Origin of the sequence: Neobacillus sp. 19 (assembly GCF_049463095.1) — a bacterium.
GTDB lineage: Bacteria > Bacillota > Bacilli > Bacillales > Cytobacillaceae > Neobacillus.
In genome coordinates this window covers 1-16,291 of sequence record NZ_JBMPZU010000084.1, presented here as the reverse complement: position 1 = coordinate 16,291, position 16,291 = coordinate 1, and the positions used below count along the sequence as shown (strand labels likewise).

The window sequence follows — 16,291 nt, the reverse complement described above, 5'->3', positions numbered from 1 at the left end:
AGGCAGATGGAGGATAAACAGCTTTATTTTCAGCTGCTAAAGCCAATACGAAGGCAGTTGTTACGAAAAAGAATCATTACCGAGCTTCATTACTGGCTGCTAACTGTTTTGGCTTTCTCGGTTCTCATTTTATCCGCGGCACGATTAGTTGTCATCCCTTACTATCATGAAATGATTTGGTATGGCGGTTTCTTCATGCTTCTTGTATTTGTCTTTCGTTGTTGGCGGTCTCAGCCGGGATATAGGGAGGCGGCAAGTCTTTTTAATGACTATATACCGGATGACCGTGTAATCACAGCCTTTTCGTTTATAGACGATGATGGCATGCTGCAGAAATTGCAGCTTGCCGAAGCACTTACTTTTATGAAAAAAGAACAGCATCATGTTTTATCAAGGAAAAAACATGAGGTTAGGCCCAAATGGCTTTTGATGGCTGCACTGCTGTTAGGTCTGGCAATCCTTCTTCAGTATTTTCCAAATCAAAACCTGCAATTGGCTGTGGTCAAAGAAACGGAATCGAAAATAGTAAAGAAGGCCGTAAAGAAACTGGGAGAAAAGATTGATAAGGAAAAGAACGAGGAAAAGAAAAAAGCGCTCCAACAGGCGCAGGAGATCATTGCCAAGAGTCCTGAACTCAAGAAAGCAGTTGAGGAATTGGAAAAGCAAAAAAAGGAACTTGAATTAAAAGCACTGAAGCAAAAAGAACAACTGGACAAGCTTCATTCATTGCAGCAAGAATTAAAAAATACGGATGTAAGTCAATTGGCAGCTGCTCTTGAAGAGGGGGATAGAAAAAAATTAAAAGAGGAACTTGAACGGTTTAACCATAAATATGATTCCTTGTCTGAAAGCGAGAAGCAGGCATTCAGCAAGCTCTCGGGTTTGAACCGCCAGCTTTCTGAAAAAGAATTAGCTGAATTGACCAAGAAGATATCTGAAGCTTTAAACTCGGAAAATGTAATGAATCAGCTTGCTGATGCACAAGCGGCCCTTGGAGAAGCAGCAGACAGTCTGCAAACTGAAATGCTTAGAAACGGATTGCAGCCCCAACAAGTAGCCCTTAATTCCCCCACTCAGTCTAATGGAGGTCAAACAAACAAGCAAAATGGCAAAAACGGCAGATCTAAAACAGGCTCACAAGGCGGAGGTCAAGGAAAGCAATCAGCCGGAAATGGCTCACAAGGAAATGGCAATGCCACAGGAAGTGGAAATGGATCAGGCCAGGGCACTGGCAGTGGGAATGGCAATGGATCAGGTCAGGGTACAGGAAGCGGAAAGGGAACGGGTTCCGGAAGTGGTGCCGGACTCGGGCAGGGTTCGCGCCAGCTTCTTACAATTCCGGAGAAAGCAGTCAGTAAAGACAATCTTGAGACTGATACAGGTGCCATTGGCAATGGCAGCCCCTCGGAACAGTATGAGGGAAACGGGCCTATTTTAAAAGGCCAGCTTCGCTCCTATCAAGAAGTATACGGAACCTATGCAGAAGCCTATCGCAATAGTACCGATCGGGTAAAGCTGCCTTCTGATTTAGAAGAAATCGTTAAAAACTATTTTTTATTGCTTGATCCGAATAAGGAGTGACAGACAATTGTCCCAATTAAAAGAGAAAGAAAATCAATTTATTTCGGCAGCACAACAGCTAAAAATGGTAAAAGAAGAGTTACAGAATTTTATCGTTGGTCAAGAAGAAGTGATTGATCAAGTACTGTGGAGTATTTTTTCGGGCGGACATGCGTTATTAGAGGGGCTGCCGGGCCTTGGAAAAACCATGCTGGTCCGCTCGATTTCAGCATGCCTGGATTTATCGTTTAATCGGATTCAATTTACGCCGGATTTAATGCCGTCAGATATTACCGGCACGATGATTCTGCAGCCGGGATTAGACGGCAGGCAGGAGTTTGTTTTTCATGAGGGACCATTGTTTGGCCATATTATTTTGGCCGATGAAATTAATCGGGCCACGCCAAAGACCCAAAGTTCACTGTTAGAGGCGATGGCGGAGCAGACGGTAACGGTGATGGGCACTACTAAACAGCTTTCCAAGCCATTTTTTGTGCTGGCTACCCAGAACCCGATTGATATGGAAGGCACCTATCCGCTCCCTGAGGCGCAAATGGACCGTTTTATTTGTAAAATACAAGTGGATTATCCAACAAAAGCGGATCTAAAAGAGATTGCTTTACGAACGACAGGTATTGCGGTGCCGCAATTAAAGAAAATATTAAGCGCCTCCGACGTATTAGCCTTACAGCAGCTTTCAAAGGAAATATTAGTCTCAGATGATTTATTAAATATTGCGGTCTCCATCATAGATGCGACCAACCCTGCTTCGGGAGATGCCCCTGAAAGGGTTAAACAATACGTTCAATTCGGCAGCGGGCCGAGAGGATTACAGGGTCTGATTCAAATGGCAAAAACGAGAGCATTAGTTGCCGGAAGATTCCATATTTCTATGGGAGACTTAAAACAGACGGCCATCCCGGTTTTAAGACACCGTTTATTATTGAATTTTGAGGGAGAAGCAAACGGTGTAACAGCAGACGACTTGATTAAAGATGTATTGGAACAAGCAGGAAAGGCAGAACGCCAAGCATGACAGCTCATATGCATTCCATGCTTCCAAGACTGGCGAAACTAAGATTGATGGCAAAGACACGAAGGCTTGGCGCTCATAAAGGAAGAAGACAGGCGAATAAGTTTGGTACTTCACTTGAATTTTCGGATTATCGACTTTATCAGCCCGGGGATGATGTCCGGCAAATTGACTGGAATATTTATGGCAGGACGCACAAGCATTATATCAAAAGGTTTTTAGATGAACAGGAATTAGCGATAACGGTCTTTTTAGATGTCTCTGGTTCAATGCAGGCAATAGAAACAAAGTGGGCTCGGGCAAAAGAACTTGCAGCCTCCTTTAGCTTTATTGCCCTATCAGGTGAAGACCGCTTGTCGTTTGTCCCGGTTTCTTCGGAGCCATTTGTAAAGGTTAGCAGAAAAGGGTCCGTGTACGCAAAGAAAGTGTTTTTTGATATTCTTCAGTTCCCATTGCATGAGGGTTCCGGAACATTTACCGAAAACCTTCACAAAAATTCGTTAAAGAATAACCAGCTGGCCATTCTCATTACGGACGGCCTTGAGCCGCTTGAGTCCTTTGAGTCATTATTCCGTTCCATCGCCGCTAGAAAACAAGAAGTTACATTGATCCAATTATTAAGCGGGGAAGAATTAAATCCGATTTATACAGGGGATGTAAAGCTGATTGATAGTGAATCAAAAGAAAGTGTACAGGTATCAATGAATGAATTTATTTTAGGAAACTATCAAAGGCAATTGAACATGCATAATCACAAACTTGAACTTTTATGCCGCCGGTTCGGCTTCAGTTATCTAATGACAACAGATCATGCTGACCTCCCAGCGTTTTTATTTCATGAGTGTTCGGCGAAAAGGATGCTTTATTAACAGAGGTGATTGAAATGTATTTTGCTAACCCATTGTTTTTTCTACTCGTCATTTTCGTCGCCTTTGTTGTGTTATTATATTTTTTTCGGAAACAGTATAAGGAAATCATTAATCCTTCAAATCTCCTATGGCAGCAGGCAATGAATGAGTGGAAAGCATCACCGTGGATTCAAAAATTACAGCAAAATCTCATCTTTTGGCTGCAAATCGCGGCCCTTATATTGTTAATGCTTGCCTTAACAAAACCGATCTGGCACTCGAAGGGGGTTAGGGGAGATCAGCTCATTTGGATTGTTGATACATCAGCAACTATGTCAGCACAAAAAGGTGACAAGCCGCTCTTTGAACAGTCAAAGCAAGAGATGAAACAGATGGCTAAACGGTTAAATAATCAGGAAGTCACCATCATTATTGCTGGAACTAAACCCAAAATAGTATTGAACCGGGAAACAAATCCAAATGTCATTCTTAAGATGATTGATGAGCTGCAAGTAACCTATGAACATGAAAATATCAAAAAGAGTGTGAAGCTCGCGGAATCACTTATTTCACAGCAGAATACGGTCATCCATCTATTTTCAGATGCGATAAAGAAGGAGGACCTTGCTGAAGTAAAAGAAAATGGTTCATATGAAATCCATAATGCAAAGGGGGTTCAAGATAATATCGCGATTCTTTCATTTGGGGTCGCGGGAAAGGACAATCGAATTTCCGGCCTCGCAGTAGTAGAAAATCAAATGGAAGAGTCGAAAACAATCCCATTTGTCATCACAAGTGAAAATCAAACAATCTTTCAGCAAGAGGTAACCATTCCTTCAGGTAAACAAGTGGTAATTAATATGCCTGACCTGCCGCTGCACAGGTTCTATCAAGCGGAGATCAAATCCGGGGACCATTATATCGCTGATAACGAACTAACCGCAGTGTACAGTAACTTAAATCCAAACGTTTATGCACTGGGGGAAACAAATCCTTTTTTCATAAAAGCACTGGAAACGTTGGGCATCCATGCGATGCAGCGAGATCAAAACAATGCTGCGGGATTAATAGAAGGCGGGATTATTCTTGCGGAAGGGCTTCCGGTTGATGAGTTGCCGAAATTGCCGGTGATATATGTCAATAAATCAGGCGAACCAATTGAGCTAAAGGAGCCGATTCAAAGCACTAATTCAAGTCTCACTGAATTCGTAGATATGGAAAAAACATACATAAAATATGCTGTTATGCCAATAAAGGGGGAATGGGAAACGATTGTAACCAGCGGCAATCACCCGTTAATTCAAACAGGAACAAGACAAGGACAGCCGATCATTATTTTTAACTTCGCACTTGAGAATACGGATTGGCCGCTGCATCCTGGTTTTCCGATCTTTCTTTATAACAGCTATCAGTGGTTATCAAATCAATCAGGATTTCTAGGCTACTTTCAGCCAAGGGAGGAAAAGTGGCTTCAGCTTGAAAATCATCAAGCGGGGATGGAAATTTTTAATGCTTCGGGAAAAAGTTTATCAACCCTGGACCTAGCTAGTGAGAATTTTAAAGCCCCATATAAACCGGGAATCTATCAAGCTATATCAGAAGGTCAAGTATATTATTTTTCTGTTCTTCTTGATGATCGTGAAAAAAGTCCGCATTCGGAAGCTTCATTTATATTGCAGGGTCTGAAGGAAAATAAAAAAGAGCTTACAGTCAAATCGAATGAATCGTTGTGGATTTGGCTGACGGCAGTGGTTCTGCTCTTGCTCATTGCAGAATGGGAGGTATTTAGACGTGGATTTAGAGCTTAAGTATCCAATGCTTCTCATTCTATTGCTCCCGGTTTTTTTCTTAATGACTCTTTATTTTAGACAAATGAGAAAATCATTCACTCCGGAAAAGGTGTGGATTGGCTGTCTGAGGACCCTGTTATTTTTCTTGCTTGTTTTTGCTCTTACAATTCCGCAACTATTGCTGCCAATCAAAGAGGAATCGATCGTTTTTCTCGTTGACCGATCGGCAAGTTTCGAAAATGTAGAAGATGATGCGCTCGGGTGGCTTGATGACAGCCTTCTTGCGAAAAAGGAAAACCAATCCTTCGCCATTGCCTCGTTTGCAGATGGAGCGATGGTCGAACAATCGCTTACAACAAAAAAAACAACAGCAGTACCTTTTAGCGGGAAGATGAAAACGGGAGAAACAAATCTGGAAGAAGGAATTGGATTTGCTGCCTCGTTGTTCAAAAAGGGACAAGGCGGAAGAATTGTGTTATTAACTGATGGTAATGAGACAACGGGTACCAGTAAAGATGCGGCAAGGCTGATAAAAAATCAAAACCTTGAGGTGGATTATGTCCATTTTAAGCAAAAGTTTCGCGAGGATATGGCTCTTACAAAGCTGGAAGTTCCCCCTGCAATCTACGAAGGTGAAAAAGCAAACATCACATTATCGATTGTAAGTAATAGTGAAAAAAAAGCCGATGTAAGGATTTCGTTAAATGATAAAGATATTCTTCACGAGCGGGTAACCGTAAAGGAAGGTCAAAATGAATTTTCATTTTCAAATATTGCAACTGAGACAGGCATGGCGATTTATAAGGCTGAAATTGCGGCTGAAAAGGATACTTTTATCGAAAATAATTCTCTTTATGCGGTAACAAATGTAAAAGGAACACCAAGAGTGTTAGTTGTTCAGGGCAATCAGGAAGATCCATTGGCAGATATACTGAAATCCTCTGGGTTAAGGGTTGATAAGCTGATCCCTGAGAAGCTTCCAACAACCTTAGCTGGTTTTTTACAGTATCAGTCCATTATTTTTAATAATGTTCCGGGCATAAAGGTCAGTGAACAGCAAATGAATTTGATTGAAAAAGCAGTCAAGGAATTTGGAACTGGTTTTGTCATGCTGGGCGGTGAAGATAGCTTTGGCCTCGGTGGTTATTTTAAGACACCAATTGAGAAATTACTGCCCGTTGATATGGATATAAAGGGAAAGAATGAGATGCCATCACTTGGATTGATGATAGTCATTGACCGTTCCGGCAGTATGAGCGGGAATAAACTGACCTTAGCGAAGGAGGCTGCGGCCCGTTCCGTCGATTTATTGCGAGAAAAAGATACCCTCGGCTTTATTGCTTTTGATGACCGCCCATGGGTGATTGTCGAAACCGCCCCGCTCAAAAACAAAAAAAAGGTAATGGAACAAATCCGTTCTGTTTCTGTCGGTGGAGGAACAAACATTTATCCTTCACTAGAAAAGGCTTATCAAGAGTTAAAAGATTTAAAGCTGCAACGAAAGCACATAATTTTGTTAACGGATGGGCAGTCAGCTGCAGGCGGAGACTATCAAGCTCTGATTGAAGAAGGAAAAAAGAATAACGTTACATTGTCAACCGTCGCTCTCGGAAGTGACGCCGACAGAAACCTTTTAGAAGGGCTTGCAGGACAAGGAAGCGGACGGTTTTATGATGTCACGGATGCATCTGTCATCCCCAGCATCCTCTCGAGGGAAACGGTCATGACAACAAGAACCTATATTGAGGACAAACCGTTTTACCCTGCCGTAAAGCCATATCCAAAGTGGACACCCATGTTTGAAAAGGGTATCCCAAAAATGAATGCCTATATCGCGGTAACAGCGAAAAACAGAGCGAAAGTGCCATTGATAAGTGAGAAAAAGGATCCTATTTTGGCTGAATGGCAATATGGTTTGGGTACCACACTTGCCTTTACCTCCGATATGACAGGAAAATGGTCCGGAGATTGGTCAAAATGGGACAACTGGCCGCAATTTATTAATATGCTTGCCGCCGAATCACTGCCGCAATATGACAGTGAACCGTTCCGATTAACCGTGGAAAAAGAGAATGGCAATACGATAGTCCGCTTAAAAGCGGCTGACGGTCAATTTTTACCCCTTGATGTATCAGTTGTCTCGCAAAATGGTTCGGTAATGGATACAAATGCTAAGCCGGTTGCACCAGGAGAATTTGAAGTGACTTTCCCCAATAATCCCGGGATGTATTTTTTACGGGTGAAACAAACAGCTGGGGATGGGCGTGACCAATTGTTCCAAACGGGGTTCACTGTCCCTTATTCGGAAGAATTTTTGTTAAAGGGGACGAATAAGGAGCTGCTAAAAGAACTGGCAGCAATCACCGGAGGTAAAGAATTAAAAACGGCGAAAGAAGCATTCAGGCCTTTAAAGGATAGGCAAAAAAAGAAAGAGTCCATCAGCCAGCAGCTATTATTAGCAGCCTTCCTGCTGCTTGTGCTAGAAATTATGATTAGAAGATTAGGTTTGCAGCCATTTTATTTCTTCGTCCGGCTTTTCCGGAAACCACTAAAGAATGTTGAGGGAAGGGCGGACAACAGCTCTTCACCGGCTTACTAAAGCTAAAGAAAAAAATAAGTCAAGTACGGAGAAACCAAGGAAAATAATTAAGGATCAATGGAACGAAGAAACAACAAATGGAGACCAGCCAAAACAAGAACAAAACCTTTTAAATCATAGAAAGAGAAACATACCAAAAGTCAGCCAATTAGAAAAAGAAGACAGGATGAAACGGCTGCTCGAAGCGAAGAAAAGAAAAAATCTCTGAGAAATCCGCTTTTCGTTATTGTAAAGATATTTTCTTGACAGAAAGGGTAAGATTGTATAAACTTACTTTCGTAAAGGCTTTTCACTTAACAATGGCATTGGAGGGAATCTGGGCATGATGCTTGAAAAGACAACGCGAATGAACTTTCTTTATGATTTCTATTATTCGTTGTTAACGCCAAAGCAGCAAAGCTATATGTCTCTCTATTACTTAGATGATTACTCATTGGGTGAAATTGCCGAAGAGTATGATGTAAGCCGTCAGGCCGTTTATGATAATATAAAGCGGACGGAAGCGATGCTCGAGGAATATGAGGAAAAGCTGTTATTATTTCAGAAATTTCAAGAGCGTTCAAAACTAATAAGGCAAGTGAAGGAATTACTTCAAGAGGAGAACCCTTCAAAACAGGCAATGTTAGATATGGTTACTGAGCTTGAGAAATTAGATTAGGAGGCGGCATGAATGGCGTTTGAAGGATTAGCCGACCGACTGCAGAATACAATCCAAAAAATCCGCGGAAAAGGAAAGGTCTCGGAAGCGGATGTAAAAGAAATGATGCGTGAGGTGCGTCTTGCCTTACTAGAAGCAGACGTTAACTTTAAAGTCGTCAAAGATTTTGTGAAAAAAGTCAGTGAACGCGCCGTAGGGCAGGAAGTTCTGAAAAGCTTAACTCCAGGTCAGCAGATCATCAAAATCGTTAATGAGGAATTGACTGCGCTAATGGGGGGAGAGCAAAGTAAGATTGCTGCCTCGAATCGTCCGCCAACCGTTATCATGATGGTTGGGCTGCAGGGTGCCGGTAAAACAACAACAACAGGTAAGCTTTCGCTTTTACTTCGAAAGAAGTATAACCGCAAACCGCTGCTGGTTGCTGCGGACATTTATCGTCCAGCTGCCATTAAGCAGCTTCAAACTCTTGGTAAGCAATTAGATATGCCTGTTTTCTCTCTTGGTGATCAAGTGAGCCCGGTTGAAATCGCCAAGCAGGCAATCGCGAAAGCGAAAGAAGACCATAATGACTATGTCCTGATTGATACGGCTGGTCGACTACACGTTGATGAGACCTTAATGGACGAATTAAAGGATATTAAAGAGCTTACAAAACCAGATGAAATCTTCCTTGTTGTCGATGCGATGACAGGACAAGATGCCGTCAATGTGGCCCAAAGTTTTAATGAACAGCTCGGTTTAACCGGAGTTGTTCTTACAAAGCTTGATGGTGACACAAGGGGCGGGGCCGCATTGTCTATCCGTGCCGTCACCCAAACTCCGATTAAATTTGTCGGTTTGGGCGAGAAAATGGATGCTTTGGAACCATTCCATCCTGAACGAATGGCCTCAAGGATCTTAGGTATGGGTGATGTGTTGACACTGATTGAAAAAGCCCAAGCAAATGTCGACGAACAAAAGGCAAAAGAGTTAGAACAGAAGATGCGGACAGCATCATTTACATTGGAAGACTTTTTGGATCAGCTAGGCCAAGTGCGAAATTTAGGCCCGCTTGATGAATTATTAAAAATGATGCCAGGGGCAAACAAAATCAAAGGTTTGAATAATCTTCAAATTGATGAGAAACAAATTGCCCATGTGGAAGCGATTATTCAATCCATGACAAAGGCAGAAAAAAACAATCCCGAGATCCTGAATGCGAACCGCAAACGTAGAATTGCCAAAGGAAGCGGGCGTCCTGTCACCGAAATTAACCGCTTATTAAAGCAATTTGAAGATATGAAAAAAATGATGAAGCAAATGACGGGAATGCAGCAAAAGGGAAAGAAAAAGGGCGGCTTCAAATTTCCATTTAAACCGTTCTAGGATGTTTCGGTTTGGCTGAAATTGGTAATACTGCTTGTAAAGAAAAAACACTTTACAAACAATAAAAGAATTGATATTATACTATCTTGTGTGAAACTATTCGGAGGTGCTTATTTAAAATGGCAGTAAAAATTCGCTTAAAACGTATGGGAGCTAAGAAAACTCCTTTCTATCGTATCGTAGTTGCAGATTCTCGTTCACCACGTGATGGACGTTACATTGAAATCGTAGGAACTTACAATCCTGTTACGCAACCAGCTAAAGTAGAAATTAACGAAGAGTTAGTTCTTAAATGGTTAAAAGACGGTGCGAAACCATCTGATACCGTTCGTAACCTTTTCTCAAACCAAGGCATCATGGAAAAATTCCATAACGCTAAATTAGGCAAGTAATAGCAGTCAGCTATGAAAGATCTAATTGAAACGATTGTTAAGCCCCTTGTTGATTTTCCGGAAGACGTTTACGTCCGTGCCGATGAAGAGGATAACCGCATTACCTATCACCTTACTGTGAATAAGACAGATATGGGAAAAGTGATCGGGAAACAAGGGCGTGTTGCAAAGGCCATTAGAACTGTTGTTTATGCAGCAGGATCATCACAACAGAAGAAAATTTTTCTAGAAATTGGTGAATAGCTTTTTGCATCTAGATAAAAGGGAGGGATTATTTCCTCTCTTTTTTGCTATATAAATGCAAAAGGAGGTCCCTACATGCAAATAATCCAAACAGTTGTGGTAAAGCAATTACTAACAGAAAATAGTAAACAACTGCTATTTAACAAGTATCAGTCCGAAAAATTACAGCTGCAGAAAGAATGTGATCAGCTGCAATTTGAACAGAAACGGCTGGAGAAAACAAAAAACTTTTCACCAGGACCATTAAAACAGCAGTTTGAAAAAGAAATTCAAATGCGTAAAGAAAAAATAAAGCTTATTGAGTTTCAAGTGGAACAATTACATATCCTACCATTAGGCAGTGAGTTAAAAGAAAAGGAAGTTCAGGCTCTCGTTGAGGTGAATGTTGGCGATGTTTGGGACGAGAGACAAGGGCAGCGTACAATCATCATTAAAGATGGAATTATTGAAGAAATTAGGTGAAAATGGACAATGGATAAATGGTTCAACGTTGGGAAAATCGTCAATACACAAGGAATTAAGGGTGAAGTCCGTGTGATCTCGAAAACGGATTTCCCTGAAAAACGCTATAAACCAGGAAATGTTTTATATTTATTTATGCCAAAATCAAATCAGTCTATTGAACTAACCGTGAAGAGCCATCGCACACATAAAAATTTTGAATTACTTACTTTTGAAGGATTCACAAACATCAACGAAGTGGAAAAGTTTAAAGAGGGGATTCTGAAAGTTCCGGAATCACAGCTGGATGAATTAGAAGAAGATGAATTTTATTACCATGAAATCATCGGCTGCCTTGTTGCTACTGTAGATGGCGAAGAAATCGGCAAGGTTACCGAAATTCTCTCACCTGGTGCTAATGACGTTTGGGTTGTGAAAGGAAAAGGCGGCAAAGAAGTACTAATCCCTTATATTCATGATGTCGTAAAAAAAGTGGATGTCAAAGAGAAAGTGGTTTTAATTAAACCAATGGAAGGATTACTTTCATGATGCAGATTGATATCCTTACATTGTTTCCGGAAATGTTTACCGGAGTACTGGGACAATCGATCCTACAAAAAGCAGCAGAAAAAGCGGCAGTTAATTATAATGTAGTCAATTTTCGTGAGTTTGCTGACAATAAGCATTCTACTGTTGATGATTATCCTTATGGCGGCGGTGCTGGGATGGTATTAAAGCCCCAGCCCATTTTTGATGCTGTAGCCGCTCTGAAGAAAAATGGTCATGGTAAACAGCCAAGAGTGATTCTGCTATGCCCGCAGGGTGAGCGATATGAACAGCGGAAAGCTGAAGAATTAGCAAAAGAAGATCATTTGATCTTCATCTGCGGTCATTATGAAGGCTATGACGAACGAATTCGCGAGCATGTGGTAACAGATGAAATATCGATTGGTGATTATGTCTTGACCGGCGGCGAGCTTGGAGCAATGGTAGTGGTTGACAGCGTTGTCCGCCTCTTGCCGGAGGTGCTAGGCAATCAAGAATCCCACATGAAGGATTCATTTAGTACCGGTCTCTTAGAACATCCGCACTATACAAGACCGGCAGATTTCAGAGGACTGAAAGTACCCGATGTCCTTCTGTCAGGAAATCATAAATTAATCGAGGAGTGGCGTAATAAAGAAGCATTAAGACGGACCCTCCATAGACGGCCGGATTTATTTGATAAAATTGAACTAACTCCGGAACAGGAAAAATGGTTACAAGAAGTAAAAAAAGATGCCGAGTAATATTGCGAGCCCACAATAAATATGGTATGATACTTCTTGTGACTTGAACTGATCCGTTTCAGTTGTGGTCTTATAACGATGTTCCGCTGCAAGATAAAGGTATGTTAGTGTGCATGAGCATCTGTTGGAAGGAGTTGAAAACGATGCATAAATTAATCGAAGAAATCACAAAAGAACAACTTCGTTCTGATCTGCCTGCGTTCCGTCCTGGTGACACTGTACGTGTTCACGTTAAAGTTGTCGAGGGTACTCGCGAGCGTATTCAGTTATTTGAAGGTGTTGTGATTAAGCGTCGTGGTGGTGGAATTAGCGAAACTTTTACAGTTCGTAAAATTTCTTACGGAGTAGGCGTTGAGCGTACTTTCCCTGTTCATACACCAAAAATTGCGAAGCTTGAAGTAATTCGCCGCGGTAAAGTTCGCCGTGCTAAGCTTTACTACTTGCGCAGCCTTCGCGGTAAAAAAGCAAGAATTAAAGAGATCCGCTAATATGAAAAGAAAAGAGCTTGCCCGGGAGCAGGCTCTTTTTTTATACTCATATTTGATTTTTCTTTTACTGCTTCCATTTATTGCGAATTTATAAAGGAAATATTAAAGTTTGATTAAAAAGTTTTATCCCATCGTGTTAAATAGGTGCAAGTTATGTAAAATAGTCTTTATAAGACATTTTTTTAAAGTGATTGGTGGGGATTGTATGACAAAAAAGAAGAATGAACTATGGGAATGGACGAAAGCCCTATTGATTGCGGTAGCACTGGCAGCAGTTATCCGTTATTTTCTATTTGCACCGATAGTGGTGGATGGCTTATCGATGATGCCGACATTAAAGGATCAGGATCGCATGATCGTCAATAAATTCAGTTATGAAATTGGTGAGCCAAAGCGATTTGATATTATCGTCTTTCATGCCCCGGAGAAAAAGGATTACATAAAGCGCGTGATTGGTCTCCCAGGTGACACGATTGAATATAAGGATGATACGTTATACGTAAATGGTAAAGCGTATAAAGAGCCTTATTTAGATGAATATAAGAAGCAAGTAGAGGATGGGCCATTAACCGGTGCATTTACATTAGAAGAAAAAATTGGCCGTCAGACCGTTCCTAAGGGTGAGCTGTTTGTCATGGGGGATAACCGCCGCTTCAGTAAAGACAGCCGGCATATTGGAACCGTCCCTATGAGTAAAGTAATCGGTAAAACAAGCGTCGTTTACTGGCCGATAAAAGATGCACATATTGTAACAGTGAAATAGAGCACCATGGCGCTTACGCTTTTAGAAGGAGGTGACTTATTTGACGATCCAATGGTTTCCAGGCCATATGGCTAAGGCTCGCAGAGAGGTCACGGAAAAATTAAAACTTGTTGATATTATTTTTGAATTAGTGGATGCGCGAATACCGTATTCCTCCAGAAATCCGATGATTGATGAAATTATTCAGCATAAACCACGGCTAGTCTTATTAAATAAAGCGGATATGGCAGACCAGACTGTGACGAAAGAATGGATTGCCTTTTTTGCGGAAAAAGGAATCAAGGCACTGGCAATCAATTCACAGGCTGGAGAAGGAATGAAACAAATTGTCCAAGCCTCAAACGAAATTCTTAAAGAGAAATTTGACCGTTTAAGAGCAAGAGGTGTAAAACCAAGAGCTATCCGCGCCATGATCGTTGGGATCCCAAATGCGGGTAAATCGACTCTTATCAATCGACTGGCCAAAAAAAACATCGCTAAGACAGGAAATACACCTGGAGTCACAAAAGCACAACAGTGGATTAAAGTAGGCAAAGAAATGGAATTACTGGATACCCCGGGAATTTTATGGCCGAAATTTGAGGATCAAGAGGTAGGCATGAAACTGGCCATTACAGGGGCGATTAAAGACACTTTATTAAACCTGCAGGACTTAACGGTCTACACGTTAAGATTTTTAGAACGCGCCTATCCAGAACGGTTGAAGGAACGCTATCAGTTAGACGCGCTACCCGAAAACGTTGTCGAAATGTTTGATCATATTGGAGAATTGCGCGGGTGTCTGATGTCGGGCGGTATCGTCGATTATGATAAAGTGTCAGAATTGGTGATCAGAGAAATACGGTCAGAAAAATTTGGCAGGATTACCTTTGAACGACCTTCAGATTTAATGGTTGATAAAGAATAATAATTGCTCAGGGGCTCTCCAAACGGGGAGCTTCTTATGTTCATCCGAATGTACAAATGATAAAATAGTTTGCTGCTAGTAAAATGTTATTTTAAATCTAGTAAATCTTTGATATTATTTTTAATGGCTGTATATTGTAATCGTTTTCATTGTTATTGGCGAGAAAGCGCAGAATAAGGACTTTTACCAGCAATTATTACTGGTTACTTTGAAGCAATTCTCGTAAAATGAATGGAGAAGATATCGGCGGTAAAAAATAACAGGTTAAATAAATGGGGGTACATCAATGAAATATCGCTCAGCTTTTGATATTATCGGGCCGGTCATGATCGGACCGTCCAGCTCACATACAGCAGGAGCAGCAAGGATTGGAAGGGTTGCCAGGACCCTGTTTGGGAAACTGCCCAAGAAAGCGATTATCTCCCTATATGGTTCCTTTGCTAAAACCTATAAAGGTCATGGAACAGATTTTGCTATTGTTGCAGGCCTTCTCGATTTAGATACATTTGATGAAAGAATGCCTAAAGCCCTGTCTATTGCAAAAGAGATGGGATTAGAGGTAGTTTTTCAAACGGAAGAGGCAGTAACGGATCACCCAAATACTGTAAAAATAAATTTATATGATGAGAAAGACGAGCTTGAAATGGTGGGAATTTCAATTGGAGGGGGAACAATTGAAATTACGGAATTAAATTCATTTCCGTTAAAGCTTTCTGGCGAGCATCCGGCCATATTAGTTGTACACCAAGACCGCTTTGGTATTATTTCTGCGGTAACAAGTATTTTATCAAAATATGAAATTAACATCGGCCATATGGAAGTTTCACGGTTAGAAAAAGGTGAAATGGCGTTAATGGTGATAGAGGTCGACCAGAAAATTGAGGGGACCGTAATAGAGGAATTGGAACAACTTGCGAATGTAAAGCAAGTCATTCGCATGGTTGAATAGATCGATGAAAAAACATCAGGGGGTGTGGTCATGTTTCGAAATGTAGCAGAGCTTGTTCAGCTTGCAGAAAGCAATCATGTTAAAATAGCTGAAATTATGATTCGGCAGGAAATAGAAGTATCTGGGCTTAAAAGGGATGAAGTAATCGCAAAAATGGACACGAATTTAACTGTTATGGAACAAGCGGTTGAAAGAGGCCTTAACGGTGTTCACTCCCATACCGGACTAACCGGTGGAGACGCAGTCCTGTTGCAAAACTATATTAAAAGCGGCAAAGCCTTAGGCGGTACGATTTTACTGGATGCTGTTAGTAAAGCAGTCGCTACGAATGAAGTAAATGCTGCAATGGGCGTAATTTGCGCCACGCCGACAGCAGGGTCAGCAGGTGTTGTACCTGGTACTTTATTTGCTGTAAAAGAAAAATTGAATCCAACTCGTTCGGAGATGATTGAATTTTTGTTTACGGCAGCAGCATTTGGCTTTGTTATCGCAAATAACGCCTCCATTTCCGGCGCTGCAGGCGGATGTCAAGCGGAAGTAGGCTCTGCAAGCGGCATGGCGGCGGCAGCCATTGTAGAAATGGCAGGCGGCACGCCACAGCAGGCTGCAGAGGCAATGGCGATCACATTAAAGAATATGCTAGGCTTAGTATGTGACCCTGTTGCAGGTTTAGTTGAAGTTCCGTGTGTGAAACGAAACGCCATGGGTGCCTCAAATGCCATAACAGCAGCAGACATGGCGCTTGCCGGAATTACAAGCAGAATCCCTTGTGATGAAGTCATACACGCCATGTTCTTGATTGGCCAATCGATGCCATCTGCTCTCCGGGAAACTGCTGAAGGCGGTCTTGCGGCAACACCAACTGGAAAAAGGCTGGAGCAAGAAATCTTTGGTACCGGCAGTACAGTTAAACTTAAAGACTTAGTAATCTCGTAAAAAAAAGCACACGAATTCTTTTTGAAATGA

The 16,291-nt window shown here is 41.5% G+C and carries 18 protein-coding genes; all 18 read left to right on the top strand.

The annotated features are described in order from the left end of the window. Positions 1 to 6 precede the first annotated feature (6 nt). The 18 genes from ACO1D1_RS24385 to sdaAA all read left to right on the top strand — a co-directional run bounded on the left by ACO1D1_RS24385 (position 7) and on the right by sdaAA (position 16,261). A complete protein-coding gene (locus tag ACO1D1_RS24385) occupies positions 7 to 1,581 on the top strand; it encodes a hypothetical protein (protein WP_423337441.1) in 1,575 nt (524 codons plus the stop codon). A gap of 7 nt (positions 1,582 to 1,588) precedes the next feature. Then, the gene (locus ACO1D1_RS24380; protein ID WP_423337440.1) at positions 1,589 to 2,596 is read left to right on the top strand and encodes an AAA family ATPase; all 1,008 of its coding nucleotides are present in this window, start codon (positions 1,589 to 1,591) and stop codon (positions 2,594 to 2,596) included. Further along, the gene (locus ACO1D1_RS24375; RefSeq protein ID WP_423337439.1) at positions 2,593 to 3,462 is read left to right on the top strand and encodes a DUF58 domain-containing protein; all 870 of its coding nucleotides are present in this window, start codon (positions 2,593 to 2,595) and stop codon (positions 3,460 to 3,462) included. The genes ACO1D1_RS24380 and ACO1D1_RS24375 overlap by 4 nt, the downstream gene beginning before the upstream one ends. Further along, positions 3,435 to 5,249 carry a vWA domain-containing protein gene (locus ACO1D1_RS24370; RefSeq protein ID WP_423337438.1) on the top strand — a complete coding sequence of 605 codons (1,815 nt, stop codon included), beginning with the start codon at positions 3,435 to 3,437 and terminating at the stop codon, positions 5,247 to 5,249. The genes ACO1D1_RS24375 and ACO1D1_RS24370 overlap by 28 nt, the downstream gene beginning before the upstream one ends. Beyond that, positions 5,233 to 7,830, top strand: a complete 2,598-nt coding sequence (locus ACO1D1_RS24365) for a VWA domain-containing protein (RefSeq protein WP_423337437.1) — start codon at positions 5,233 to 5,235, stop codon at positions 7,828 to 7,830. Before ACO1D1_RS24370 ends, ACO1D1_RS24365 begins: the two co-directional genes overlap by 17 nt. Next, positions 7,787 to 8,038: a hypothetical protein gene (locus tag ACO1D1_RS24360; protein ID WP_423337436.1), complete on the top strand. Its 252-nt coding sequence runs from the start codon at positions 7,787 to 7,789 to the stop codon at positions 8,036 to 8,038. Before ACO1D1_RS24365 ends, ACO1D1_RS24360 begins: the two co-directional genes overlap by 44 nt. Before the next feature lie 117 nt (positions 8,039 to 8,155). Then, positions 8,156 to 8,488, top strand: coding sequence for a putative DNA-binding protein (locus tag ACO1D1_RS24355; RefSeq protein WP_149872647.1), 333 nt, complete (start codon positions 8,156 to 8,158; stop codon positions 8,486 to 8,488). A gap of 12 nt (positions 8,489 to 8,500) precedes the next feature. Then, positions 8,501 to 9,853 carry a signal recognition particle protein gene (gene ffh / locus ACO1D1_RS24350; RefSeq protein ID WP_149869573.1) on the top strand — a complete coding sequence of 451 codons (1,353 nt, stop codon included), beginning with the start codon at positions 8,501 to 8,503 and terminating at the stop codon, positions 9,851 to 9,853. A gap of 119 nt (positions 9,854 to 9,972) precedes the next feature. Further along, on the top strand, positions 9,973 to 10,245 hold the full coding sequence (gene rpsP, locus ACO1D1_RS24345; protein WP_007087771.1) for a 30S ribosomal protein S16: 273 nt from the start codon (positions 9,973 to 9,975) through the stop codon (positions 10,243 to 10,245). A 12-nt stretch (positions 10,246 to 10,257) separates the two neighbouring features. Continuing rightward, positions 10,258 to 10,488 carry a KH domain-containing protein gene (locus tag ACO1D1_RS24340; protein WP_149869574.1) on the top strand — a complete coding sequence of 77 codons (231 nt, stop codon included), beginning with the start codon at positions 10,258 to 10,260 and terminating at the stop codon, positions 10,486 to 10,488. Positions 10,489 to 10,563: 75 nt separating this feature from the next. Further along, positions 10,564 to 10,950: a YlqD family protein gene (locus ACO1D1_RS24335; RefSeq protein WP_149869575.1), complete on the top strand. Its 387-nt coding sequence runs from the start codon at positions 10,564 to 10,566 to the stop codon at positions 10,948 to 10,950. A 9-nt stretch (positions 10,951 to 10,959) separates the two neighbouring features. Continuing rightward, the gene (gene rimM / locus ACO1D1_RS24330; RefSeq protein WP_149869576.1) at positions 10,960 to 11,478 is read left to right on the top strand and encodes a ribosome maturation factor RimM; all 519 of its coding nucleotides are present in this window, start codon (positions 10,960 to 10,962) and stop codon (positions 11,476 to 11,478) included. After that, positions 11,475 to 12,218: a tRNA (guanosine(37)-N1)-methyltransferase TrmD gene (gene trmD, locus ACO1D1_RS24325; RefSeq protein WP_149869577.1), complete on the top strand. Its 744-nt coding sequence runs from the start codon at positions 11,475 to 11,477 to the stop codon at positions 12,216 to 12,218. The genes rimM and trmD overlap by 4 nt, the downstream gene beginning before the upstream one ends. A 143-nt stretch (positions 12,219 to 12,361) precedes the next feature. Continuing rightward, positions 12,362 to 12,706 (top strand): 50S ribosomal protein L19, encoded by a 345-nt coding sequence (rplS, locus tag ACO1D1_RS24320; RefSeq protein WP_149869578.1) that lies wholly within the window; start codon positions 12,362 to 12,364, stop codon positions 12,704 to 12,706. A 205-nt stretch (positions 12,707 to 12,911) separates the two neighbouring features. Then, positions 12,912 to 13,469 (top strand): signal peptidase I, encoded by a 558-nt coding sequence (gene lepB, locus ACO1D1_RS24315; protein WP_149869579.1) that lies wholly within the window; start codon positions 12,912 to 12,914, stop codon positions 13,467 to 13,469. Positions 13,470 to 13,509: 40 nt separating this feature from the next. After that, positions 13,510 to 14,376, top strand: coding sequence for a ribosome biogenesis GTPase YlqF (gene ylqF, locus ACO1D1_RS24310; RefSeq protein ID WP_423337435.1), 867 nt, complete (start codon positions 13,510 to 13,512; stop codon positions 14,374 to 14,376). Positions 14,377 to 14,662: 286 nt separating this feature from the next. Beyond that, a complete protein-coding gene (sdaAB, locus tag ACO1D1_RS24305; RefSeq protein WP_149869581.1) occupies positions 14,663 to 15,325 on the top strand; it encodes an L-serine ammonia-lyase, iron-sulfur-dependent subunit beta in 663 nt (220 codons plus the stop codon). Positions 15,326 to 15,355: 30 nt separating this feature from the next. Continuing rightward, positions 15,356 to 16,261 carry an L-serine ammonia-lyase, iron-sulfur-dependent, subunit alpha gene (gene sdaAA, locus ACO1D1_RS24300; RefSeq protein WP_149869582.1) on the top strand — a complete coding sequence of 302 codons (906 nt, stop codon included), beginning with the start codon at positions 15,356 to 15,358 and terminating at the stop codon, positions 16,259 to 16,261. Positions 16,262 to 16,291: the final 30 nt, after the last annotated feature.